General features: G+C 66.9%; 23 protein-coding genes. 2 read left to right on the top strand and 21 right to left on the bottom strand.

The genetic code is table 11. The features are described 5' to 3' along the window. Nucleotides 1–98: 98 nt before the first annotated feature. Nucleotides 99–1,322, bottom strand: coding sequence for an urea ABC transporter substrate-binding protein (gene urtA / locus KL771_RS04800; RefSeq protein WP_261967407.1), 1,224 nt, complete (start codon nucleotides 1,320–1,322; stop codon nucleotides 99–101). Nucleotides 1,323–1,674: 352 nt separating this feature from the next. On the opposite strand from urtA, the gene pdxR reads away from it, so the two are divergent. Then, complete coding sequence (gene pdxR / locus KL771_RS04795) at nucleotides 1,675–4,359, top strand: MocR-like pyridoxine biosynthesis transcription factor PdxR (protein ID WP_261967406.1); 2,685 nt, start codon at nucleotides 1,675–1,677, stop codon at nucleotides 4,357–4,359. Between the two features lie 147 nt (nucleotides 4,360–4,506). Here the strand turns inward: pdxR and KL771_RS04790 are convergent, their stop codons facing one another. The 7 genes from KL771_RS04790 to KL771_RS04760 form a co-directional block, all read right to left on the bottom strand. Beyond that, nucleotides 4,507–4,938, bottom strand: a complete 432-nt coding sequence (locus KL771_RS04790; RefSeq protein WP_261967405.1) for a hypothetical protein — start codon at nucleotides 4,936–4,938, stop codon at nucleotides 4,507–4,509. A 32-nt stretch (nucleotides 4,939–4,970) separates the two neighbouring features. After that, a complete protein-coding gene (gene gspD / locus KL771_RS04785) occupies nucleotides 4,971–7,388 on the bottom strand; it encodes a type II secretion system secretin GspD (protein WP_261967404.1) in 2,418 nt (805 codons plus the stop codon). A 386-nt stretch (nucleotides 7,389–7,774) separates the two neighbouring features. After that, nucleotides 7,775–8,152, bottom strand: a complete 378-nt coding sequence (locus tag KL771_RS04780) for a hypothetical protein (protein WP_261967403.1) — start codon at nucleotides 8,150–8,152, stop codon at nucleotides 7,775–7,777. Then, nucleotides 8,152–9,402 (bottom strand): HrpJ domain-containing protein, encoded by a 1,251-nt coding sequence (locus KL771_RS04775; protein WP_054358299.1) that lies wholly within the window; start codon nucleotides 9,400–9,402, stop codon nucleotides 8,152–8,154. Before KL771_RS04775 ends, KL771_RS04780 begins: the two co-directional genes overlap by 1 nt. A 234-nt stretch (nucleotides 9,403–9,636) precedes the next feature. Next, on the bottom strand, nucleotides 9,637–9,954 hold the full coding sequence (locus KL771_RS04770; protein WP_083463442.1) for an EscF/YscF/HrpA family type III secretion system needle major subunit: 318 nt from the start codon (nucleotides 9,952–9,954) through the stop codon (nucleotides 9,637–9,639). Nucleotides 9,955–9,975: 21 nt separating this feature from the next. Continuing rightward, nucleotides 9,976–10,233 carry an EscE/YscE/SsaE family type III secretion system needle protein co-chaperone gene (locus tag KL771_RS04765; RefSeq protein WP_261967402.1) on the bottom strand — a complete coding sequence of 86 codons (258 nt, stop codon included), beginning with the start codon at nucleotides 10,231–10,233 and terminating at the stop codon, nucleotides 9,976–9,978. Beyond that, a complete protein-coding gene (locus KL771_RS04760; protein WP_054358297.1) occupies nucleotides 10,230–10,919 on the bottom strand; it encodes a Crp/Fnr family transcriptional regulator in 690 nt (229 codons plus the stop codon). The genes KL771_RS04765 and KL771_RS04760 overlap by 4 nt, the downstream gene beginning before the upstream one ends. Nucleotides 10,920–11,395: 476 nt before the next feature. Between KL771_RS04760 and KL771_RS04755 the strand changes: the two genes are divergently transcribed. After that, entirely contained in the window at nucleotides 11,396–13,666 is a 2,271-nt protein-coding gene (locus tag KL771_RS04755; RefSeq protein ID WP_261967401.1) for an FHA domain-containing protein, read from the top strand. Nucleotides 13,667–13,792: 126 nt separating this feature from the next. Here KL771_RS04755 and sctU read toward each other — a convergent pair whose 3' ends face one another. From sctU to KL771_RS04690, 13 genes are all read right to left on the bottom strand, one after another. Further along, nucleotides 13,793–14,926, bottom strand: coding sequence for a type III secretion system export apparatus subunit SctU (gene sctU / locus KL771_RS04750; RefSeq protein ID WP_261967400.1), 1,134 nt, complete (start codon nucleotides 14,924–14,926; stop codon nucleotides 13,793–13,795). Further along, nucleotides 14,923–15,771 (bottom strand): type III secretion system export apparatus subunit SctT, encoded by an 849-nt coding sequence (gene sctT / locus KL771_RS04745; RefSeq protein ID WP_261967399.1) that lies wholly within the window; start codon nucleotides 15,769–15,771, stop codon nucleotides 14,923–14,925. The genes sctU and sctT overlap by 4 nt, the downstream gene beginning before the upstream one ends. Nucleotides 15,772–15,778: 7 nt before the next feature. After that, complete coding sequence (sctS, locus tag KL771_RS04740; protein WP_054358293.1) at nucleotides 15,779–16,045, bottom strand: type III secretion system export apparatus subunit SctS; 267 nt, start codon at nucleotides 16,043–16,045, stop codon at nucleotides 15,779–15,781. Nucleotides 16,046–16,055: 10 nt separating this feature from the next. Next, the gene (gene sctR, locus KL771_RS04735) at nucleotides 16,056–16,697 is read right to left on the bottom strand and encodes a type III secretion system export apparatus subunit SctR (protein WP_261967398.1); all 642 of its coding nucleotides are present in this window, start codon (nucleotides 16,695–16,697) and stop codon (nucleotides 16,056–16,058) included. Nucleotides 16,698–16,790: 93 nt separating this feature from the next. After that, a complete protein-coding gene (locus tag KL771_RS04730) occupies nucleotides 16,791–17,825 on the bottom strand; it encodes a FliM/FliN family flagellar motor switch protein (RefSeq protein ID WP_261967397.1) in 1,035 nt (344 codons plus the stop codon). Next, a complete protein-coding gene (locus KL771_RS04725) occupies nucleotides 17,822–18,571 on the bottom strand; it encodes a hypothetical protein (RefSeq protein ID WP_261967396.1) in 750 nt (249 codons plus the stop codon). Before KL771_RS04725 ends, KL771_RS04730 begins: the two co-directional genes overlap by 4 nt. After that, nucleotides 18,568–19,047, bottom strand: a complete 480-nt coding sequence (gene sctO / locus KL771_RS04720; RefSeq protein WP_261967395.1) for a type III secretion protein — start codon at nucleotides 19,045–19,047, stop codon at nucleotides 18,568–18,570. Before sctO ends, KL771_RS04725 begins: the two co-directional genes overlap by 4 nt. Then, a complete protein-coding gene (gene sctN, locus KL771_RS04715) occupies nucleotides 19,044–20,426 on the bottom strand; it encodes a type III secretion system ATPase SctN (protein WP_315901477.1) in 1,383 nt (460 codons plus the stop codon). Before sctN ends, sctO begins: the two co-directional genes overlap by 4 nt. Next, a complete protein-coding gene (gene sctL / locus KL771_RS04710) occupies nucleotides 20,423–21,076 on the bottom strand; it encodes a type III secretion system stator protein SctL (protein WP_261967394.1) in 654 nt (217 codons plus the stop codon). The genes sctN and sctL overlap by 4 nt, the downstream gene beginning before the upstream one ends. Then, nucleotides 21,055–21,789 carry a hypothetical protein gene (locus tag KL771_RS04705; protein ID WP_261967393.1) on the bottom strand — a complete coding sequence of 245 codons (735 nt, stop codon included), beginning with the start codon at nucleotides 21,787–21,789 and terminating at the stop codon, nucleotides 21,055–21,057. Before KL771_RS04705 ends, sctL begins: the two co-directional genes overlap by 22 nt. A gap of 115 nt (nucleotides 21,790–21,904) precedes the next feature. Next, the gene (gene sctJ, locus KL771_RS04700) at nucleotides 21,905–22,705 is read right to left on the bottom strand and encodes a type III secretion system inner membrane ring lipoprotein SctJ (protein ID WP_261967392.1); all 801 of its coding nucleotides are present in this window, start codon (nucleotides 22,703–22,705) and stop codon (nucleotides 21,905–21,907) included. A gap of 43 nt (nucleotides 22,706–22,748) precedes the next feature. Then, nucleotides 22,749–23,471, bottom strand: a complete 723-nt coding sequence (gene sctI, locus KL771_RS04695; protein WP_261967391.1) for a type III secretion system inner rod subunit SctI — start codon at nucleotides 23,469–23,471, stop codon at nucleotides 22,749–22,751. Between the two features lie 337 nt (nucleotides 23,472–23,808). Continuing rightward, nucleotides 23,809–24,099, bottom strand: coding sequence for a hypothetical protein (locus KL771_RS04690; RefSeq protein WP_054358284.1), 291 nt, complete (start codon nucleotides 24,097–24,099; stop codon nucleotides 23,809–23,811). Nucleotides 24,100–24,125 lie beyond the last annotated feature (26 nt).

Genomic DNA, 24,125 nt, shown 5'->3' with positions numbered 1-24,125 from the left:
CGCGGGGGCCGGCCCCCCGGCCCCCCCCCCCCCCCGGCGTCGCTGCTGGCGGCCGGGCCCCTGGGGCCGACCGCCAGGGACGATGCCGGCCGATCCCGTCACTGGCGGTTGGCATTTTCCGGCAGATGCGGGCTCCAGGGCTTCGGGGCGATGGGCGCGCTGCGGAAGACGATGTCGAACTGCCCCCTGGCATTGACCTCGCCGATCAGCACCGGCTTGGTCACGTGATGGTTGGCGTTCATGGTGACGGTGTTGCCCCCGGGCGAGACGACGCTTTCGCCGACGATCGCCTTGCTGACGGCCGCAACCTCCGTCGAGCCGGACTTTTTCACCGCCTGGGCCCAGAGGTTGAACAGGATATAGGCCGATTCGACCGGATCGTTGGTGACCTGCTTCGGATCCTTCTTGTAGGCTCGCCACCGGGCGATGAAATCCTTGTTCTGCGACGTGTCGATCGACTGGAAGTAGCTCCAGGCGGCCAGGTGGCCGACCAGCTGCGACGTGTCCAGGCCTTTCAGTTCCTCCTCGCCGACCGAGAAGGCGATGACCGGAATGTCGGTGGCCTTGACGCCCTGGTTGGACAGTTCCTTGTAGAACGGCACGTTGGCATCGCCGTTGACGGTCGAGATGACTGCGGTCTTCTTGCCAGAGGAGCCGAACTTGCGGATGGCGGCAACCTCCGTCTGCCAGTCGGAGAAACCGAACGGCGTATAATTCTCGCGGATGTCCTCGTCAGCGACGCCCTTGGACTTGAGGAAGGCGCGGATGATCTTGTTGGACGTGCGCGGATAGACGTAGTCGGTGCCTTCCAGAATGAAGCGGGTATGGCTGCCGCCGTCCTTGGACATGAGGTACTCGACCGCCGGGATCGCCTTGTTGTCCGGCACGGACGAGCCGTAGAAGATGTTCTTCGACGTTTCCTCGCCCTCATACTCGAGCGGATAGAAGAGCAGCCCGTTCAGCTCTTCGAACACCGGCAGTACGGACTTGCGGCTGACCGAAGTCCAGCATCCGAAGACGGCGACCACCTTCTGCCGTTCGATCAGATCGCGGGCCTTTTCGGCGAAGAGAGGCCAGTTCGAGGCCGGGTCGACCACGATCGGTTCGATCTTCTTGCCGAGCAGGCCGCCCTTGGCGTTGAGCTCGTCGACCTGCCAGAGGATCAGGTCCTTCAGGATCGTCTCCGAGATCGCCATCGTGCCGGAGAGCGAATGGAGGACGCCAATCTTGATCGTCTCCTCGGCGAGGGCTGGACCGGACAGCGTTGTCGCAAGCGTCAGCGCGGCAAGGCTCTTGCCGAAAGTGCGGCGTGTCAGGGTCATGTGTCACTCCTTCTGACCATTACCGAGACCGCGGCCATCCATGACGGCCGCCCGGCTCCCGGTTGCCTGAAGGATGGGAGGGAAGCGCCCGGCGCATCAGAGCCGACCGCGGAGGATCACAGGCGTCCAGATCCGGCCCGGCGTCGCGTGCCCGGGGACATCGTCCTTGCGCAAGCCTTGGTCATATCGCGCGCCGACAGCCCCGATTTGACGCGCCAAGCGGCAGCCGCGCCGGGACAGGGCCGGTCATGGTGCCAGTCGTCGACAAAGCTTGGGTGCCAACGGTTCGCCCCCCTGGACCGGCTGCGGGCAAACTGGTCCCATGGCGGCCTTCACGCAACGGATCATGGCCATGGATCTGCGTCCCATTTCCGCGCCGTCCGCCGCCGAGGGCCTGCGGGGATATGCCGCCCAGGTGACGATCCTGCTCGATCGCACCGGCGCGGAAACGCTCACCGTGCAGATCGTCGCGCAGATCAGAACCGGCATCCAGGATGGCCGCATCGCCGTCGGCTCGCGTCTGCCCTCGTCCCGGCGGCTCGCCGATCAGTTGCAGGTCGCCCGCAATACGGTGGTCCGTGCCTACGAGCAGCTTCACGATGAAGGCCTGGTGAGCATCCGGCCGGCCGCCGGGATCTTCGTTCTCGCCCCCCAGGCAAGACCCGCCCTGTCGCCGGCCCTTCCGGCGATGCGGATCGAAACGCCCATGACGGGGCGCGCGCGGCCGCGCGTGCCGCCGAGGGTGCAGCGGCTGAACGACGCCCAGAGCAGCCGGCTCAGCTTCGACTTCTATCCCGGCCGGCCGGCCGAGGCGCTTTTCCCGGTCAAGACCTGGCGGCGGCTGATGCAGAGTGCCGTTTCCGGCGGGCTCCGGCGGGGAATGACCCACTATGGCGATCCGGCGGGACTGTCCGCCTTGCGTGCGGCGATCGCCAACCATCTCGGCGCCTGGCGCGGCATCGCGACCGATCCCGGCCTGGTGGTGATCGTCTCCGGCGCCCAGGAGGGGCTCTCCATCGCGGCCCGGCTCTTCATCGAGCCCGGCACGCCGGTCGTGGTGGAGAATCCCTGCTACCAGGGGGCCACCTTCGCGTTCGAGGCGGCGGGTGCGGCGGTTCATCGCGTTCCTGTCGACGAGGACGGGCTGATCACGGCCCGCCTGCCGGAGGTCGGGGCCACGCTCGCCTATGTCACACCGGGCCACCAGTTTCCGACCGGCGCCACGCTCTCCATGGCCCGCCGGGAGGGCCTCATCGCCTGGGCGCGTCGGCAAGGCACCTATATTGTCGAGGACGACTACGATAGCGACTTCCAGTATGACGGGTCGCCGCTGCCGCCGATCGCCGCGATGGCGCCGGATTGCACCATCCATGTCGGCACCTTCTCGAAATCGCTCGGTCCGGGTCTGCGGCTCGGCTACCTGGTGGTGCCGCCGGCCTTGGCGGATGCGGCCGTGGCCGTGAAGGCGCTCCTCGACAACGGCAACGGCTGGTTGGACCAGCACGTCCTGGCAGAGCTCGTCCGCTCGGGCAGTTTCGTCTCCCATCTGCTTCGTGCCCGCGGGCACTATCGCGAGGCGCGCGACACGGCCATCACGGCGTTGCGGCGCCATTTCGGCGATGTCGACCTGGCCGGAACCGGCGCCGGCCTGCATATGTGCTGGCAATTGCCGCCCGGCGTGCCCCCTGCCGCGACCCTCGAAGCCATGGCGCGCAAGGCGCGGCTCGGCGTTTATTCGCTGGCATCCGCCGGCGCCTATGACGGGCTCGATACCGCGCTGGCCCGCCGGGGGATCGTCTTCGGCTATGCGGCGATGGCGCCCCGGCAGATCGAGCAGGGCATCGCCCGCCTGTCCGACCTGGTCGACGACAAGCTCGACGGCAGCCCGGGCTTTCTGTCGGAACTCCTGGTCTCCGAGCCTCTGTCGCAGGTTCCCCGCAGCGAACCGGCTCCCCGCAATCGCTACAAGCCGGCCCTACGCGCCGCCCCGCCGGCTCGGGCAGTGTCGGCCCCGAACGCGCTGTCCGAGGATCCCATGCAGATCGTCCGCGGTATTTATCGCTATCCCATCAAGGGCATGAGCGCCCAGCCGGTGAACGGCATCACGCTCGAGGCGGGCAAGCCCTTTCCGTTCGACCGCATCTTCGCGCTCGCCCGGCCGAATGTCCCGATCGACCGATACGATCCGAAATGGGCCAAGAAGGGCCTGTTCGTCATGTTGATGATCGACGAGGCCCTGGCCGAGGTGCGCACCGAGTTGGACCCGGACAGTCTGGTGTTTCGCGCGTCGTCGGAGCGCGAGGAGGTCTTCCGCGCCGATCTGCGGATCGACGAGGGACGCCGCGCCCTCGAGCGCTTCGTCCAGGATCTGGTGCCAACGCTGGGCAACGCGCCGCATCTGGTCCAGAGCCGGCAGGGCCATTTCATGGACAAGCCCGACAGCGTGATCTCCCTGATCAATCTGGCGACGCTGCGCGCGTTGGAGGAGCTTTGGGGCCGCCCGCTCGACCCCTTGCGCTTCCGCGCCAATTTCTACGTGGACGGCCTGCGCCCCTGGCAGGAGTTCGACCTGGTCGGCAGCGACATCCGCCTCGGCGATGCGGTGTTCCGCGTCGACCGGCGCAACGGGCGGTGCGGCGCCACCAATGTCAACCCACGGACGGGCAAGCGCGACATGGACATTCCCGGCGCCCTGCGCGCCCGGTTCGGCCACAAGGATCTCGGTGTCTATCTGGTGACCCAGAAGAGCGGCAAGGTGGTGGTCGGCGATCCGCTCGCGGTGCCCGGCCTCGGTGGCAGCGCCGCTCCGGCCGAAGCCGCCGCCGTTCTCCCGCCCACGCCCTCGCCCGGGGGACGCTTCATATGCCGCGGCTGCTACTACATCTACGACGAGATTGCCGGCGCCGGCGTCCCCTTTGCCGAACTCGACGCCTCCTGGCTCTGCCCGGATTGCGGCAGTGAAAAGAGCGCGTTCCGGCCGTATGTCCCCGCCGGCTTCGAGCCTAGCCGAACGGGCTCCAGCCGCCGCCGCGATTGAGTGAGGGGGCCGCATTCCGCGGACCGTGTGGCGGCATTGCCGAGCTTGGTTCTTGTCTCCGTCCCGCCGCCAGTCTGATGGTGCCGAAGCCCCGGTGAATCGCCTCCGGCGCCGGCCTGCCATGCCGGGTGCGGTCCGGGACGGCGGTCAGCGCGACATGCAGGGATTGGCCGCCCGATACTCGATCACGCGCGTCAGGAGGCGGTCACTCTGCGCGGCGCGGATGCCCATCATGGTGATCTTCATCTCTTCGAAGAAGCGATGGAATGGTAGGATTGCTTGTTCGAGACGGCGTTGCGGCAAACCGTTGCAACCCGTGACCATGGCGGTGACCAGCACCGTAGCCGGCTCGCAACTGGTCTTTACGAGCGCCGCATAGCGCTGATCGAGGCACTGCACATATGCATCCATTGCGGCCTCGGCCTCGTCCGCACGGACAGAGACAGCGCCGACCGACAGCAACAAGGCCGCGGTGGCGAGGCACCGGGCTGTTGGCCGCCAAGACCCCATGGGATCGGTCGGTCGATCATTGGGCACGGAGCCATCGGACACGGAGCCATCCAACACGGAGCGACGCATCTCGGGCCTCCGCTCGGCGGGCCGCGCTTGCGTCAGCGCGGCATGTTCTTCGGATAGAGAGTCTTGTGAAGCATGCGCGTGATGTTGTCGATTTCGGATGTCCGGCGCACCACGCGCGGCGTGATCATCACCAGCATCTCGACGCGGCCGACGGTGTCGGACGTCTGCTTGAACAGCTCGCCCAAATAAGGAACGTTTTTCAAAACCGGGACACCGGACTCGGTCTTGTCGTGCCGTTCCTGGATCAGGCCACCGAGCAGCGCAGTATGACCGGATTGGACCAGGATGTCCGACTTCATCTGGCGGTTCGAGATGACCGGGGTGACGTTGCCGTTGAGGGTCGTATCCTGCGGTTTCGAAACCGATTGATTGATCGCCAACAGCACGCCGTTGTTGGAGCGGACCTTCGGGGTCACCTCCAGGATGATGCCGGTATCCTTGACCTCGATCTGCTGGGTGACCGTGACGTTGCCGACATTGTTCGACTGCTGCGTCCGCGTCGCAAACGGGATCTGGTCGCCGATCTGCAGCCGGGCCGAAGAACCGTCGACGACCGTCAGGTAGGGCGAGGACAGAACCTTGACGTTGGTCACGCCCTGCAGGGCGGTCATCACCACGCCGATATCGGATTGCCCGATGGTCGCCGTCGCGGTCGCGACGCCGCCGGAGCCGCCCGGATCGCGGGCGGTCGGGTCCGCGGAGGCGCGGATGTTGATGCCCGCCGCCTGCAGGAACCACTGAACGCCGTATTGCAGCTGGTCGTTGATGGTCACTTCCAGAACGGTCGCCTCGATCACCACCTGGGCCTGCGGCACGTCGAGGGCACGGACGACCTCCTTGACGCGTTTGAACATGGTGTAGTTCGAGTTGATCAGAAGCGTGTTGTTGCGCGTGTCGGCCGCGATGCGGATGGCTTCCGTGCCGCCGACGACCACGCTGCCCTGACCGGTCCCAGGCCGGCCGGCGGCATTGCCGCCACCGCCGTTGCCGCCGTTGGAATCGGGCTGGTCGAAGCCGTTGCCGCGTCGGCTGCCGCCGCCCCCGCCACCCCCGCCCATGGCGAAGCCGGGTGCCGTGACGTTGTTGCCGTCTTCGTCGAATTCCGGCGTCGACTGCTGGACGCGCGGCGCCATGGCGGCCGCAGCGGACCCCTGGCCCTGCCCACCGCCGCCGCGGTTCGAACCGTCCTGAACCTTGGAGCCCTGCCGATTGCCGCCCTGGCCGCTGCCGGCCAGGATGGCGATCAGCTGCTGCGCCACCTGATCGGCGGAGAGATATTCGAGCGGGATGATGCGAAGACTGACTTCGTCCGAAAGGTCGCGATCGAGTTCGGCGATCAGACGGCGCACACCTTCCATCAGGCGGGCATCGCGGGTGCCGACCAGCAGCGACTGCTGGTTCTCCAGCGGCACGATCGTGACCTGATCGACCTGGCTGGTGGTGCGGGTGCGATAGAATTCGATCAGCTTGGCGGCCACCACCTCGGGGGCGGACTGGCGCAACTGGATGATGGCGACCCGGTCGTCGCCGAGGCCGTTGGCGCCGAGCGTGCCGATCAACTCCTCCAGCTTCTGCAGATCCTGGGACGGACCGCGCAGCAACAGGGAATCGGGCGAACTGGTCGCCTCGATCTGCACGTAGTCGGGCAGCAGCGGGCGGATAAACTGGACATATTCCGGCGCCGAGCCGCGACGCAGCCGGACGACGCGGGTGGTCGTATCGCCGATCCGGCTGGCTGCGGTAGAGGCTTCGAAAGCCGCCATCTGGTCGCCGCGGCCGATCTGGAACACGCCGTTGGAGAGACGCATGACGAAGCCGTCGCGGGCCAGGATGTCGCGCACGATCTGCAGCACCTGCGCCTTGGGCACGGGCTGCTCGGTCCTGAAGGTGACGCTGCCGCCGAGGCCTTGCGGCGCCACATAGTTGACACCGAGCGCGCCGCCCAGCATCTGCTTCAGGAAGAAGTCGAGCGTCGCATTCTCGAAGGACACCGTTACGCGGTCGTCCGGATTCTGCAGGTTGGAGCCGGCCTTGCGCAGATCGAGCAGGTCGTTCTGGATACCGGCATCCGATTGGGCTGCCGCCAGTTCGACCCGGACGCTGCCCATATAGCCGACGATCGGGCGATACTTGTCGCTGCGCCGGGCATTGACCACGCTGGTGTCGACGATCGGTCCGCGCCGGGCGGCTTCGCCCGTATAGAGTTTCGGGTTGTCGTCGCCGCCGAAGAGCGTCGTGCGCTGATTGAGGGCGGACAGGAAGCCGCCGTTGCAGGCGCCGTCGTCGACCCGTTCGACGCCCTCGGTATGCCCGACCGCGCACGCATCGCCGCGAATGCTGGAACAGCCGGGCAGCGCCAGCGCGACGACGGCGAGAAGGCCCCAGGACGCCGCCGAAGGCCGGCCCGCAGCGCGGCTCCATCCGCCCGTCAATCCGGCAAGCCGCGACAACAGGGATCGAAGGCGGCCTCCCGCAGGCCGGTTGGCTGCAGGAGACGCAACAGATCGGCCGGATTCCTCCCGCTCGGGAGCGAATGCCGTATCGGTCCGAGCCGTGCCGTCCCCGACCCCCTCGGTCGGGACCCGAATCGGTCCGGCGCGCCTCAATTCCACACCCCATCCCGACATTCGGTCCAGGCCTCACCCCGATTCACATATTCGATACTAACAGATCGCACCTGCCCTTCTACGGCAGGCTACGGATTGCATACTAGATTTCGGGCAGCCATTGCCCGAACGACACACGGTCGCGCAATCGGCGGCAGCACGGCAGGGCCAGGAGCACGTCAAACCTCCGGGGGTGGTCCATCAAGACATTGAATTGGCGAAAGAAACCATCAGCCGAAGGCGCTGCGCAGATCGAGCAGGCGGCGCAGCCATTGGTCGAGTGTCGGAAGGTCGAGGTGGCGCTGATCGAGGTTGACGGCCACCACGAAGCTGCCGTCGGGGGCCATCCCGGTATGAAGATACCGTCCGGTCGCCGGATCGTGCGATGCGGCTGCCAGCAACTGCCGGGGGCCGGAGGCGTCGCGGCGCTCGGGCATCCAGGCAAGGCTCATGACCACCCGGTCGTCCGAGGCGGGCGTGATCGACAAGGTGCCGGATCGGGCGAAACGAAAGGCGTAGCTGCCGTCGGGGGAGGCCCGCGCCGGCAAGCCCATGGCGCCCGCGAAGGTTTCGACCGTGACGAGGGCTGCGCTGGAAAGGCTGGCCATCAGTTGCTGCGCTCCTGGTCACGCTTGCGCTTGTCGCGGACATCCTTGTCCCGATCCTTCTCTTCCATCTCCTCCTCGTAGGCGGCTTCCTCTTCCGCGACGAGATTGTTGAGAAGGGTCCCCAAGGTGCTGACCTGCTGAAGCCGTGCCTGCATCGACGGCATGAGGTCGTCCGGCAACTGGGCGTGCAGGAGCTTCAGCCCGTTGGCGAAAACGACCTGCGTCTGCGGGCCGGCCTTTTCGTAGCTGCCGAGCAACCCCCGCGCGTCGGTCAGGCTGGTCGCCATCTTCGCCGCGAAATTCAGAAGCTTGCTGGTGGTTTCCTCGGGCGAGCCGATGCCGCGGCCTGCGGCCGGCAACATGCGTTCGGTCTTGTCGACCAGTTCTCGACTCGACTCGAACACCGTCTGCAGCTTCTTGAGCTTGGAGATTTCGGTCAGCAGGCCGTGCAGGAAGGTCGGATCCGAGGACGGGCCGGTCATGTTCATGTCGCGGCCCGCAATCTCCCGGAAGACCTCGCAAATCTCGGCAAACTTCTTCGAGATGTCGAACTTGGCGATCTGGTCGAACAACTGGCCCATATTGCCGGATTCGCGCAGCATCTGGCGGTAGGTGTCGCGCACCTTGCCGGGATCCGTCTCCAGCGTCGCCGCCTCGCGTTCGGCGATTTCGGCGGCCGCGAAGCCGGCGCGCACGTCTCGGCCGAGATCGCCGCGCTCGAAATCGCCGCGCGCCTCCTCCAGGAGTGCCATGAAGGATTCGCCGACATCGGTGGTGCCGAAATATTCCAGCGCCATGTCGAGGGCGGCGTACTGGTGCGTCACGTCGCCGTCGAACTTCTGCAGCGCGGCGAGGATGTCCTCTTTGGAAACCGACCCTCCGCCTCCGCCGCCGGCCTCGCCCAGGAGATCCTCGAAGGTCTGCAACTGGTCGATCAGGGCCTTGAGCGCGTCCTCGCGCGGCATGTTGGGCAGTTTGTCGTAATAGTCGGCGATGCGCGCGAGGGCCTCCAGATTGGCGCCGCGCCCCTGCCGGACTTCGCGCTGGCCGAGCGACTTCTTGTCGGCGCGATGGGCCACCGACATGCCGATCTCCTCGGCGGCGTCGGAAAGCTTGGAGGCCTCGTCGGTGGTCGCGACCCGTTCGCCGCGATACTCTCCGCGCACCTCGCGCATGACTTCGACGCCGACCGGCGAGATCACGTTCTCGGTGGCGATCGTCTGTCTGATGGATTCGAGGGGACCGGCCACCAGAACCTTCTCCGCTGTCTCGGACGGGTGTTCGGGTCAAAATAGCCAGATCAGGCAAGTGCAGTGTGACGCACGTCACAGTGCCGGATCGCCGGCTGTCAGCCCACCGATAGGTTCCCGCACAGAACAAGGCCCGCCGGCACTGCCGACGGGCCTGACATTCTCATGACAGTCGACGCAATCACTTGAGAACCGGCATGATGTGCCGGTCGAGTGACGGCCCCGGCAACAGCGTCACGCGACGTTGCGGGCGATCGACTTCAGCGTATCGGAGACGCTCTTGAGCACATTGGTGCGCAGGTTCGAGATCGCCGACCAGGTGTTCATGGCCATCTGCATGGAGAACATCTTCTCGGTGTCCGAGAGGTTCGCGTTCTGCTCGATGGCGCGAATGTCGTCCTCGATCTTGGTCATCTGTTCGGACAGATAGCGCTGGCGCCAGACCAGGTCGAAGCCGTCGCGGTTCACATAGTCGCTGATCCACTGCGCGCCGTTGTTGCCGCCGTTGGTGAGCGTGTCGACCCAGAGGGCCGAGCCTGTGGTCTGCGTCATGAGGTTCCCCTCCCCGAGAGGTCAAGTTGAAGGAAAAGCTAACACGATCTCTTTTGCCGCCGCAAGCGCACGGGAAAGAGACGTGGCACGGGTGTAGTCGGCGGGAGGAAGTCCCGCCGACAGATCTTCCTCGACCGCCATCGCCGCGCGGTCGAGCAGTTCCAGGAGTTCCTCTCGGAACGCCGAGGCTTCCGGGCCGCGCAACCGTTCCTCGATCTCCGTCATGCCGAACGGGAGATCGGGGAGAACGGCCTGTGCGGGCTGGTGGGTCGGGCTCATTCGTCCTCCTGCAGGGCAAGCAGTTCCAGCTTGTTGCGATCGACGATGATGATGGAACGGTTCTGGGTGACGATCCAGCCGGACCGCTCCCAGCTCTTCAACGCGCGATTGACGTTGCCGCGGGCACCGCGCGCCATCAGGCCGAGATCGGTCTGGTTGACGACTGAGCCGATGCAGGCGCAGTCCCGACCCTTGTAGGGCATTCGCGTGCCCAGCCCGTCGGCGAGCCGCAGCACCGCCTGGGCGAGCCGCGCCGACAGGCTGCGCAGGCTGAGATTGCGGGTCAGTTCGATATAGGAGCGGTAGCGACGCGCCACGAGGCGCGCGAGGGCCTGATCGAGCTCCGGATGGCGCTGGCCGAGGCTGCGAAATGTGCGTGCCGAAACGCTCGCCACCGTCGCACTGCCGACCGCGGTCGCCATGTCGCAGTGCAGGCCGCGTTCGAAGACGCCCAATTCGCCGAAGGCTTCCCCCGGCGGCAGGATGGCGAACAGGATCGCAGAGCCGTCTTCCAGGAGCTGCGACAGGCGGACATGGCCGGCGCGTACGAAGTACAGCTGCTCGGCGTCGTCTTCCTGCAAATATATGAATTCGTTGTTGCCGTAGTTGCGCAACGTCAGAGCCGACTGCAAGGCCGCCTTCGCTTCGTTGCCGATCGATGCGAACTCGGTATCCGCTCGAGACATCCATGCCCTCCGGCGGCCCGTCGGCGACCTGCCCCCTCACGTCGCATAGCCACCCCGGGCGGCTGCAGCCTCCCGGAGCGGTCTCGGCATTGTATACGACGCTTGCATGCATCAGCGCAATCTCATGCAGCACAAAGCCGTTCGGGTGATACCGATGGGCAACGGAGCGGGGTGCCGGCAACGCCCGGCGTTTCGGTCCGGCGTCACCGCGTGGGATGACCCGGTCGGTCAGCGCGGGGGCTGACGGATCGGACGTTAGCCGATCCCGGTCGGACGATTGTGCCGAACGGCACATCTGTCATTGGAAATGCCGATAAGTGTTGCGTACAATTGGACCGGTCGCCCTTTGCGGCGCGGGGCCGGGGCTGTAGTCTCGCCCGCGCTGCGCAGCCAACCGATCGGGACGGCGACTTTGTGACCTGAGCGCCGCCCCGGCGGGGCGGCGACGGCGCGGCGGATTGGCACGGCGGAGCGTCATGGCGGACGGTACGGAGTCGGAACGGACGATCCTCAAGATCCTTAACGGGCAGCAATCCGGCGCCGAGGTATCGCTGACGCCGGGGGATTATGCGCTCGGATCCGGTCCGGACGACGATATCCAGCTGGTCGATGTCAGTCTCAGACCGGGGCACCTGAAGCTTCGCGTCGCGGTCGGCAAGATCCAGATCGCCGGTGGCGCCGGCTCGTTCCGGACCGCCAACGGCCTGATCGTCGCGGCCGGGAACCAGGACTGGCAGGAGGTCGAGCCGCTCGACGTGATCACCGCCGGCACGACCCGATTCGCGCTCGGGCCGCCGACGGCCAAGTGGTCGACGATCGCCGAGGATGATTCCGAAAAGGGCATGGACCCGCTCGCCCGCGCCAAGGCGGCCGGCCAGGCGCGGCCGCGCAACGAGGGCGGCGGCCGCTCGGCCCTGCCGTGGGTCGCGGTCATCGCGGCCCTCGGTTTCGGCGGTTGGTATGTCTGGGAGCACTACGGCAAGGTCGGCAAGCAGGTGGCGGTCGACCAGCGCTCGGATGTCGAGATTCTGCGCGATGCGCTGAATCAATTCCCCTTCGGCCGCCCGATCGAAATCCGGCGGGAAGTCGACGGCACCATCTACGTCAACGGCTATGTCGAGACCCAGGTCGAACGCCGGGCCCTGGCCAACGCCATCGAGAAGACCAACGTTGCGGCCTATCCGCGCATCTGGGTGCTCGCCTCGCTGCGCAACGAGATCGACAATCTGATCAAGTCGCGCCAGCTTGCGCTGACCAGTTCGGTCACCGGCAACGGCGAGGTCGCCATCGAGGGCGTGGTGCTCGACGCCGAGACGGCGGACAAGTTCGTGGCGCTGCTGCGCGACAACGTGCTCGGCATTCGCGCCCTCGACAACCGCATCCGCACGGCGCGGATTCTGCTACGCGACGTGGAGCGGCTCGGACGCCAGAACCAGATCGATCCGTTCGTGTTGTTCCGTCTCGACAAGGATCTGATCGAGGCGAGCGGCATCGTTCCGACCACCCGGCTCGACGCCTGGCTGGCCTTCATGCAGTCCTATTCGGCGCGCTTCGCCAAGGATATCGGCCTGCGCTCGCTGGTCCAGGTGCAGGCCGAGAACGGCGAACGCGGTCCGGTGGTGCCGTTCGTGATCGGCGGCAAGGCCGGTGAGGGTGAACTGCTGATCGATCCGGAGCAGATCAAGTCCGGCCGCTACGATTTCAACACGCTCTACGGCAATGGCGGACTGGCGCGCCCCGGCGGTCAGGCCGGTGGACCCGGTCGGCCTGGCGACGGCCGGCCCGGCACCGGTCCGCGCGTCGGCGGGGCCGGCGGCCTCGGCAGCCTGGGCGGCGGGACGGCGCCGGTTCCGGAGGCGATTACCGCGGCGGCGGCCCTCGACGGCGCACGCCTGCGCGATCAGGCGCGCACGCTGATCGAGCGTTGGCGCGAAGGCGGCACCTTGCCGGAACGCAATGGCTTCAGCCCCGGCACGCTCGCCGCGGCGCTCAATGCGCTGTCCAAGGTCGGCTGGGCCGGCCCGGGCGGCACCACGGCGCCGACCGAAGGCGGCCGGGTCTCCGCCGTCTATCTGGCGGCCCTACGCGAGCAGCGGGCCGGGCCGGAGCAGCTCTGCTGGCCGGGAGCGCGCGTGACCACCGCGAGCCTGACGGCTTCGCTGTTTTGGCTCGATCTCCTCAGCGTCTCGACCGATCTGTCGCTGGCGAGCTTCGATCAGGCCGAACAGCGCGTGCTGATCGATACCGCGATGAATCCGCGCGGTGTCGCGGCCTGTGCGGCGTTCGGCAAGGCGCCGGCGGCGGCGACCACCGCTGCACCGGCGTCGAACGGCGGCAGCGGCGCGTCCGGCAATGGCCCGTCGGGCAATGGGGCGTCCGGAAACGGCGCCTCGGGCAACGGCGCGGCAAGCGCGAAGCCGGTTGCCGGCAAGACGGCGGGCGACAAGCCGGCCTCGGTGATCGACAATTCGCTCTACATGGACGAGGTCCGGCGCAATCCGGAATTCGTGCGCTTCGTGGTGCGCGATCTGGCGGCCTTCCCGCTCGACATCACCGGTGTCAGCATCGGGCCGGAGCGCTACGTGCAGACCCGCGACGGGCGCAAACTGCCGGAGGGCACCTCGCTCGACACGGCCTCCCGCATCGCCTCGGTCTCGGAACTCGGTGCGCTGGTCCAGATCAAGGACGGCAATGCCGTGGTGGTGTTCGATCCGGCCATCAACTGGGTCGCTTCGAGCCGGTTCTGAGCGCCGGTTCCGACCGTCGAGGACGCGTCCCCGGCGGTTCACGCCGCGACCGCCTCCCGATGAGGCGCGCCGCGCCGCCGGGCCGGTCCGCCGGCGCTTCGGTCCCCATCGGAACCGTGACCGGCGTCACATCCGGTGTGCGACGCCTTCGGTGACGCGGTGGTCGCCGGCTTCCATGTCGATGACGCCGTGGGGCAAAGGCCCCTTGTAGAGCGTCTCCTTGTTGCGCTCGACCCAGGCCAGCACCTCGGCGATGGCGTCGAACAGTTCGTCCGGCACGAACTCGCCCGGATCGCAATCGGCAAACAGCGCGCGCGCCAGCGGCACGTTGCGGAAGATCGGCACGCCGGCCTGCTCGGCCTCGGTGCGCAGATAGTGGGCCTGCAGGTTGCGGCCCTTGGCGACGATCATCGGCAGCGGCAGGTCGTCCGGCCGATAGGCGATGCAGACCGCGAAATGGGTCGGGTTGATCACGACGGCGCTCGACTTGCGCGCCTGGTGGCCGCCGTCGCCCATGATCAGTTCCATGGCGAGCTGCTTGCGGTGGCCCTTGATGTGGGGATCGCCTTCGCTTTCCTTGTATTCGCGCTTCACCTCGTCCTTCGACATCATCAGGCTTTTTGTATAGGTGTGGCGCTGATAGGCGAAGTCGATCAGGGCGACCACGATCAGGGCGAAGGCCGTGTAGGCCAACAGTTTGCCCATGTAGAGACTGGCGACGGAAGCGAGGCAGGTCAGGCCGCAGGGCAGGGCGGTCAGGTAGGCGCCGATCGAATCGCGCACGACGAAATAGAGCAGGATCGAGAGGAAGATGATCTTGGCGACCGACTTCAGGTTCTCGATCAGGTTCTTCATCGAGAAGATTTTCTTGAATCCCTGGGCGGGACTGATCTTGTCCAGCTTGGGCGTCAGGTTCTCGAGCGCGAAGATGCTGCCGAACTGCATGTAGTTGGCTGCGATTGCGGAGAAGATGGCGACGCCGAGCACCGGCATCATGATGCCGACGCTTTCCGAGAAGGCGATCGAAATGCCGTTATAGGCGTTGGTGCGGAAGTCGCCCGTGGACAGCTGCGCGATGTCGTTCATCAAGGCGATCAGGCGCATGTTGGTTGACTGCGAGGTCGCCCACAGATAGGCGATCACCGACAGCAGCGAGATGGTCGTGACCACCTCCTGGCTGCGGGCGACCTGACCCTTGGCGCGCGCGTCGCGCACCTTTTTGGGTGTCGGCAGTTCGGTTTTTTCGCCGCCTTCGCTCATGGCCGTACCGTGCCTCCCGGAGGCTGCAGCTGGCGGATCTTCTCGCCAACCTTCAGCATATTGTAGAACGTATCGGCCATTCCCGGAATGGTCAGCATCTGCTTGGCCGAATAAGGCATCAAGATGCTGAAGTAGAAGATCAGGACGAAGATCGCCAGGGCACTCTTGATCGGCATGGCCAGGATGAAGACCTGGATCTGCGGTGCGAAGCGACTGACCATGGCGAGCGCGAATTCGGCCATGAACATGATCGCGATGATCGGCGCCGCCAGCACGAACATCAGCCGGAAGGCGTGATCGAACATCAGCAGCAGCATCTTCGGGAACTGGTCGGAGATCAGCGGGACCGCGCGGTCGGCCGGCCAGGCGCCGTAGGAGGCATAGAGCAGTCCGAAGATCGGCAGCACGGCTCCGGTGATGAATAGATAGGTCAGGAAGACCTGGCTGAACATGTTACCGATCGGGCTGGTCTCGTGCCCGTGCAGCGGGTCCACGCTGGAGGCGATGGCGGCGCCGCGCTGGTTGTCGATGAAGGCGCCGGCCGACTGGACCACCCAGAAGATCCAGCCGACCAGATAGCCGAGCAGGAAGCCGATGACGTATTCCTTGGCAAAATGCATCGCAAAGACCGGCGGTGTTCGCTCGATGGTCAGCGCGTAGTCGAAATTCACCGGCAGGACCGGCAGGGCAAGCACGAAGACGGTCGCGGTGCGCGACAGGCGCGGCACCGAGGTGGCGGTGAAGATCTGCGACGTCGCCAGGAAGCCGTGGATGCGCGGCCAGGTCAGCAGGAGCGCGATGATCTCCTGATCGTAGATCGACCAGAGCGAGCGGAGCACATCCATCGGGGCGTCAGGTCAGGTTCGGGAAGTCGTTGAAGAGCTTCAGCGTGAAGTTCAGGATCTCGGCGCCAAGAAAACCGGACATGCCCGCAATGGTGATTGCGACCGCGATCAGCTTGATGGCGAAGGAGAGGGTCTGTTCCTGGATCTGGGTGAGGGCCTGGATCAGGCTGACCAGGATGCCGACGAAGGAGGCGACCGCGATCGGCGGCATCGAGAGGAGCATGACCAGCATCATGGCCTCGGTGACTTCATGCAGGGCCGTGGCAGGGGTCATGGTCCGTCCCTCAGATGTAGGTCTTCACGAGGCCGAGGATCAGCCGCGACCAGCCGTCCACCATCACAAACAGGAACAGCTTGAAGGGCAGCGAGATGGTCAGCGGCGACACCATCATCATGCCCATGGCGAGCAGGATGTTGGAGACGATCAGGTCGATGGCGATGAAGGGTAGGTAGAGCAGAAAGCCGATTTCGAAGGCTTCGCGCAACTGGCTGACCGTGAAGGCCGGCAGCACGATAACCAGCGAATCCTGATCGATCCGGTCGACCAGCTTCTGCGGCCAGAGCGACTTGGCCGCCTCCATGAAGAACAGCTTCTCGCGCTCGGCCGCATGCTTCTTGAGGAAGCCGACCAGCGGACCCTTGCCGTCTTCGTAGGCGCGGCGCATGCCTTCGGCCGAATTGACCGAATACTGGCCGGCCGAAAGGATGTCGTAGGTCTCGACGATGACCGGCGTCATGATATAGCCGGCCAGGATAATCGCCAGCGCATTCATCGCCATGTTGGGCGGGATCGACTGCACGCCGAGCGCGTTGCGCACGAGCAGGAACACGACCGAAAGCTTGATGAACGCGGTCGCCACCACGGCCAGGAAAGGCACCAGCGCGGCCAGCGCCAGCACGATGATCAGATTCAGCGGATCCGTCACGAACGGCCTCGTCGCGGGTGGTCTCGGGAGCGGAGTGCCGTCCGAGGGACCGCACGGCGCTTAAAGGGGTGTCGGATGCGCGGCCGGTCCGGCCTATCGGGAGAGATTGAGCCGGGTCAGGCGAACGGCGACGCGGTCGTCGAGACGGACCAGATCGCCCGTGCCGATCACCTCGCCGTTGGCCCGGACGGTGATCTCCAGCCCCTCCTTGGGGGCCGGCAGATCGAGGGCGACGATGGCGCCGGGCTGCCAGGATTCCAGATCGGCGATCGGAACCGTGGTGCGGCCGAGGTCGAAATCGAGCGCGACGGTCAATCCGCCGGCGGAGGGGTTGTCGGACATGCGCGAGGCTCCGGAACGGGTTTCGGCGCGCCAGCGGCGCTCGGTGCGACGAGCGGTCACCGTCCAGCGGCCGTTCTCGGCCTTGAGGTCGATGGCCAGATCGCCGGCATGCAGGACGGCGGTGCGGCCGACGGATTCGGCCAGCACGACGAAATCGCCGGGACGCAGGGCCCGGGCCTCGGCGACCGGCAGGTCGATGGCGCCGAGAGCCAGCGAGACCTCGGCTGTCAGTCGCGTCTTCAGATCGGACCAGACCGGACGCGCTGCGAAGGTGCCGGAACCAAGGGCGCGGCCCAGAACGACCGGATCGACCCCGAAATCGAAGGTGATCGGCTCGGGCGCGAGGCCGCGCAGGCTGACGGCGAACCAGCGCAGCCGCTTCATCTCCGGTCGGTCGGACAGGCCGCCGACGGATCCGGTCCCGGCCAGCCGCAGGGCTCCGGCGCGATGCGCCGGCAGGGCGCCGGCGATCATCGCCACGATGCCTTCGAGGATGGCGCCGCGCAGCCCGTCGGGCAGGTCGAACAGTTCGGCCGGCTGCAGGTCGGAATTGAACAGCGCCTTGAACGGGAAGCTGGTCAGCGAGATCAGCGCCTTGGCGCCTTCGGCCCCCTCGACGATCAGCGCCGCGCCGGCCGGTGCCGGGCGTTCGGCCAGTTCGAAGGTCAGCGCCGCATTGGCCGTGCCGAGGCGGATCGGCTCGCCGGCATAGCTCAGGATGGCGGTCCAGAGCTTGGCCTCGTCGAGCTTCATGCCGAGTTCGGGTGGCAGGAAGGCCTGGGTCATGCGCGCGCGCTCCCGCCGGCGAAAAGGCTCGAGAAGGCGGAGAGGCCGCTGCCGTCCGCCACGGCGTCGTCCCGGTCGGCGACGACGCTTTCTCGGATGGTCACCCGGCGGCCCTCGAAGCGGCGGGCCAGCGCGGCGGCCAGTTCGGCCGCGGCCGGGGCGAGGTCGATCTCGTGGCCGGCGCGGACGAGCAGGATGTCGAGGCTCGACGGCGTGATCGATACCTGCAGTTCGCGCAGGCCCGCCGGCGCCACGGCGGCCCAGCCGGCATCGGCCATCTGCAGCCGCAGCGCGATCGGATCGCCCGGCCGGCGCCCCAGATCGGCGGCGAGCGCCGATTCGATGCGTGCCGACACGGTCTCCGCCATGGCGCCGGCCTCGGCGGCGCGGCGACCGGCCTGGGACTGGAATTCGGGCATCGCCTGCGCCAGCGGATCGGGCGGCGGACCGGCCAGGCCGCCGGACCATTGTGCCGTCGCCAGCACGCGCGCGGCGTCGTCGGTCTTCTGCGCCGGATCGCGCGTCTCGGCCTCCGCATCGCCGGGCCGCCGGGTTGCGGCCATGCGGGCGCCGAAGGCCTTGGCGCGATCGGCCATGGCGAGGCGGTCCGACAGGCGGCGATCGCCGCCCGTGTTCATGCGCGCATTGGCGTCCGCGCCGGCGCGGGTGCGGGAGTCGAGACCCTGCTGCAGGCCTTCGCGGGCCTGGTCGAAGGGACCCCGTCCGGAATTGGCGATCTCGCTCATGCCGGTTGCTCCCTCTTGCGGGAGAACAGATCCTCGATCTCGTTCTCCTCGGCCAGTCCCAGTTCCGCCGCGATGGTTGCGCCGACCTCGGTCGTCAGGATCTGGTACTTGTCACGGTCCTTGACGCATTTGTTGTAGATGTAGGTCGCTTCCTGCAATTCCTTCTCGATCCGCAGCATGACGTGGCGGGCGCGCTCGACGTCGTCGACCAGGATCTGGTGGTCGGCCTCGAGCCGCAGAACCTTGCCTTTGGTCTCCTCGATGCCGTCGACATTGGTGCGGGTGCCGATGATCTCCTGATAGATGGCGTCTTCGCGGGCGCGCAGGGTGCGCCGGCTTTCCTCCATCACGCCGCGGCGCTCGTCGACGGCGGTCTGCGCGTCGCGCAGGTCCTGGCGCTTCTTCTGCATCGTGCGCAGCGCCTGGTCCTCCTTGAGCTGCTTGACGCGCAGGAGCGTCTTGAGCTGGCCGATCATCGGGTCAGAGCCTTCAGCTTGTCGAGCGTGGTCTGGAAGGCGTCGAACTCGTCGGTGCGCTGCTGCAGGAATTGGTTGATCGGCTTGTACTTGGCGATCGCCATGTCGGAATCGGGGTCGCTGCCCTTCTTGTATTCGCCGACCTTCACGAGCAGTTCCACGTCCGCATATGTGGCGAGCCAGGACAGCACCTTGCGGGCCATCAGCACGTGCTCCTTAGGCACCACCTTGTCCATCACGCGGCTCTTCGAGGTCAGCACGTCGATGGCCGGATAGTGGCCGCCGGCAGCGAGCTTGCGCGACAGGATGATGTGGCCATCCAGGATCGAGCGCGTCTCGTCGGCGACCGGCTCGTTCATGTCGTCGCCCTCGACCAGCACCGTGTACATGGCGGTGATCGAGCCCTTGTCGTTCATGCCGACCCGCTCCATCAGCTTGGGCAGGTTGGCGAAGACCGACGGCGGGAAGCCGCGCCGGGTCGGCGGCTCGCCCGCGGCCAAGCCGATCTCGCGCAGCGCACGGGCGAAGCGGGTCACCGAGTCCATCAGGAACAGGACGCGCTGGTTCTTGTCGCGGAAATATTCGGCGATCGCTGTGGCGATGAAGGCCGCCTTGGCGCGCTCCATCGAACTCTTGTCGGAGGTCGCCACCACGATGATCGACTTGGCCATGCCTTCCGGGCCGAGATCGTGCTCGATGAACTCGCGCACCTCGCGGCCGCGTTCGCCGATCAGCGCCATCACGGTTACGTCGACGGCGGCGCCCTTGACCAGCATGGAGAGGAGCGTCGACTTGCCGCCGCCAGCCGCCGCGAAGATGCCGAGGCGCTGGCCTTCGCCGACCGTCAGCATGGCGTCGATCGCGCGCACGCCCATCGAGATCGGCTCGTCGATCACCCGTCGCTTCATCGGGTCCGGCGGGTTCTGGTAGACCGGATAGTGGGTCTCGGGTTCGAAGGGGCGGTCGAGCCCGTCGACGAAATTGCCGAGCCCGTCGATGACGCGGCCCATCAGGCCGGGCCCGACCGCGACCGACTGGACGCGGCCGGTCAGGCGCACCTCGGTCTTGGGCGACACGCCCTGGGTCTCGCCGATCGGCGACAGCAGGGCCTGGTCGTCGAGGAAGCCGACGCATTCGGCCATTAGCCGGCCGCCGGTCTGGCGGGTATAGAGCTCGACGATCTCGCCGACCTGGATCTCCGGCACCGAGGCATGGATGATCGTGCCGACCACCTTGCGTACCCGGCCGGTCAGGCCGAACGGGCGGAACTCGCCGACGCGCTCGTCCAGCACGGCCGGCATGCGCTTCAGCGCCGCGCGGATGCGGTTCTTGCGCTCGCGCTCGGGGCCGCGACCGGGGGGGCGGGGCAGGTCGTTCATCGCGGCATCCCCTCCGCGGCATCCTCCTCGGCGATCACGACTGCGCTGCGGCGCAGGATCGCCTCGAGTTCGTCGAGCCGCTGGGCGAAATGACCGTCGACGCGGCCGACCGGCGATTCCACGATGATGCGCGGCGGATCGAGCGAGGGATCCTCGACCACATCGACCAGGTCGATCTCCGGGAAGCTCGCCTTGATGTCGCCGATCGAGCGGCGAAAATGCTCGATCTGGCTGGGGGCAACCGAGAGCTGGATGCGCTTCTCGCGCCGCATCTGCTTCAGCGCCGCCCGCACCATGGCCTCCGCCTTGTCCTGGTCGGAGAAGCCGTCGACCAGCTTGCGCACCGCATGGATGACGAGATTGGTCAGATCGCGGTCGATGTCGCGCAGCGCGTCGTCAAGGACGCGGCTTTCCTCCACGATGCGGCCGACCGCCTGCATGCGGGCCTGTTCGAGGCCTTCCTCGAAGCCGCGGATCTTTTCCGCCGCATAGGCGTCGCGCGCCTCCTGGCGGATGCGCTCGGCTTCCTGCTCGGCGGCCTTCAGGAGTGCGGTGGCGGCATCAAGCGGCTCGACATCGCCGCCGCGCAGCACATGGGCGCCGGCGGAGAGACGAAAGCCGAGTTCTTTCAGCCGATAATAGCCGACCATGACGGCAGCCTCCGGCGCATGAGTTTCACGATGTGGTCGACATGACCGGGCTGCAGCGCGGCAACGGCGTCGCGCCGGCCGGCCGGTGCGGCGTCGGCATGCAGCCGGGCCAGCACGAAGGGCAGGATCTCGGGCTCGACGGCCTCGACATAGTTCAGCGCCACATGCAGGCCGAAGCGGTTGACCGCATCGATCCGCCCCTGTGCGGCATCCGGCGCCGTGGTCAGAATGTCGGACTCCGCCGGCAGCCGGTCGAGTTCGGCGAGACTCGCATGCATGAACGGCGCCTCGTGAACCGCGACCGCGAAGGCGTCGCTGCCGAGCGCCTTCTGGGCCGCGATCCGGTCGCTTTTCAGGAGCATGCCGGCGATCCGCTTGTGCAGCACGGTCGCTGCCAAGATCAGGGACGCCCTGTCGACCTCGATCGCGCGCTCGGTGGCAAAGAGCAGGGCGAGCCGGCTCTTCGGCTGGGTCAGAAGGCGATCGACGGTCGCCCGTGAGACCGGATTGTCGGTCAGCCGCAAGCGCTGGCGGATCGCCCGGTTGATCGGCGCGGCGAAGGCCGGATGAGATGACAGGGCGCGGATGTCCGAGCCGGGCAACGGGGCGATCGCCAACGCGTCGACGTCCATGCGGCCGATCGGGCGCAGAATCGCATCGGCGAACCGGATCGCCGGGCCGAGCGCCTTGATGTCGGTTGCGGCGGCCGTCACCGGTCGGTCCTCGGTTCGGCCGGGCGATGCCCGCCTGCCGGGCTCGGTTGCCGCCACGCATCGCTGCCGCCCTGCCTGCCGCGCCGGACTTTGGAGCGGCCGTTCGGCCGGCCGCTCATGACGGTTCGACCAGCGCGTTGGACCCGTCGCGGCGCGACCGGCCCTTGCGTGCATAGGCGACGAGGCTGGCGATCAGGGCGACCAAGAGGGCCGCGATAAGGGCTCCGGTGCCGGACACGATCTGCCAGAAGCGGGTCGCGTCTGCCGTCTTGATCGAAACGCCGGGCACGACCTCGGTGAACTGCGCCGCCTCCGGGCCGGGCGTGGCGACCTTGGTCGGCTGCGCGTCGGCGAGCACCACGGTCACGGCCGAATATTCGAGGCCTTCGATCGCGCTCGAAACCAGGCGTCGGATCTGGGGCACGAAGAAGTCGAGGTCGACGCCGGGCTGATGCTTGATGAACACCGCCGCCGAGGACGGCTTGACCGGCTGGCCGAGCTGCGGCGCGTCGGGCAGCACGATATGGACCCGCGCCGTCACCACGCCGTCGATATTGGACAGCGTCTGCGCCACGTCCTCGCCGAGCGCATAGATGTAGCGGACCCGCTCCTCGAACGGCGACGACATGATGCCGGATTTCTGGAACACCTTGCCGATCGATTCGCGCGAACTGCGCGGATAGCCGGTATCCTTCAGCAGCGCGATGGCGCGCAGCATGTCCTTGGATTCGACCGTGATCTTGAAGCCTTCCTTGCCGACGGAAACCTTCTCGGCCTGAACGCCGTTGGACATCAGGACGGCCAGGATCTGGTTGGCTTCCGGTTCCGTCAGGTTCGAATAGAGGTCGTTCTGGCAGCCGGCGAGAGCCAGCGCACCGATGAGGACACAGACGCGCAAGAGCAACTTGGACAGCAAGGCGGCACCACTTCGTCGGTCGGAACTGTCGGAGCCGGGCCGATCACTGGCCCTTCATCAGAGTATCGAAGGCTTGTGTCGATTTGCCCGTCAGCTTGGACGTGACCTCGACCAGGAGCGAAAAACGCACCAGTTCCATCTGCATGGCCATCATGGTGTTGACGTCCATGTGGCTGTGCGACATCAGCTTGCCGAGCTGCGCCTCGCGGGCGTCGAACACGCCGCGCAGCTTCTGCATGCCCTCGATGATCGCGTCGCCGCTGCCCTCGGCCGGCACCGTGGTCTTGGCCGCCGGAGCGTCGAGTTCGAGGGCGCGCCGGGCGCGCTCGCGATCCGTCGTTGCGGCGGTTCCCGATGTCGGCGTCGGGGTGGTCTGCGAAATCGCCGTCTGACCGTTGACCGTCTGGCCGGCAACCGGGCGGGCACCCGTGGTCGCCTGACCGTTCAGGGCCGGTGCGGCGCCGGGCTGGCCGGTGACCGGCCTTGCGCCGCCCGGTCCACCGAAAAGCTGGCTCAGCCGCATGCCGCCGGTGGCGGTCGATACGGAATCGGTCGCGACTGCGCCGGCGACGGGCTTCGGCGCATCGACGGCCGCAACCTTTGTGGTCTGGCTGCCGCTCACCGCTCGGTCGAGGGCCGCGTCGAAGAGGCCGGTGCTCTTCTTGTCGGGCGAGGCCGCCGTCGTCAGTACTTCGTAGCCGGAATGTTCGGAATGGCCGGCAGACGCTGCCAACTGGCCGCCCAGCGAGAAACCGATCGTGGTCATGTCAGCCGTCCCTCATGCCGTCCCGCTTCGTGCACCGCAAACCGCCGACGGCTCGCCAGTTCGAACCGCCCGAGGGGCGCTTCTCGCACGCATACAATTGGATACGAATTGCACCGCTACGGCAAGCGTTGCATACGTACGATTCATTAACCCGGAGCGAAATCACCGGGTGTGATGAACGTCACAGGCTGGTGCTCGGCCGCGAAATTGCGGCGGGCAGGGCCGATCCGGCAGCCGTCACAACGCACGGCCGGTCGGCCCGGCAACGGATGCCGGGATGCCGTCGAGAGCTGCACCTGCCGGTACTGCGCCGGCCAAGGCTCGGCCGGTGGTCCGATCAGATCGGGGTATTCTTGCCGGGGTCGTAGTAGACGCCGTTCTTGCTCAGTTCGGCGACCGGGTCGAACTTGCTCGATTCCTTGTTCTTTTCGAGGTTGAGAACGCTCTTGTCGTTCAGATAGTCCTCGAAGGAATCGGTCTTGGCGTCGTTCGACGGCTGCAGACGCTTGTCGTTCGACTTGTCGATCTGCAGCTTCGAATCGACCGGCAGCGGATCGCGGGTGGTCCGATCGCTCACCGGCTCCGGGATCGGGACGGTACTGGAGCGCTGGATGCTGTCGATACCCATGACGTGATCTCCTCCTGTTGGGCGGC

Source organism: Prosthecodimorpha staleyi, assembly GCF_018729455.1.
In the GTDB taxonomy this organism is placed as follows: domain Bacteria; phylum Pseudomonadota; class Alphaproteobacteria; order Rhizobiales; family Ancalomicrobiaceae; genus Prosthecodimorpha; species Prosthecodimorpha staleyi.
This window is presented reverse-complemented; position numbering and strand designations above follow the sequence as displayed.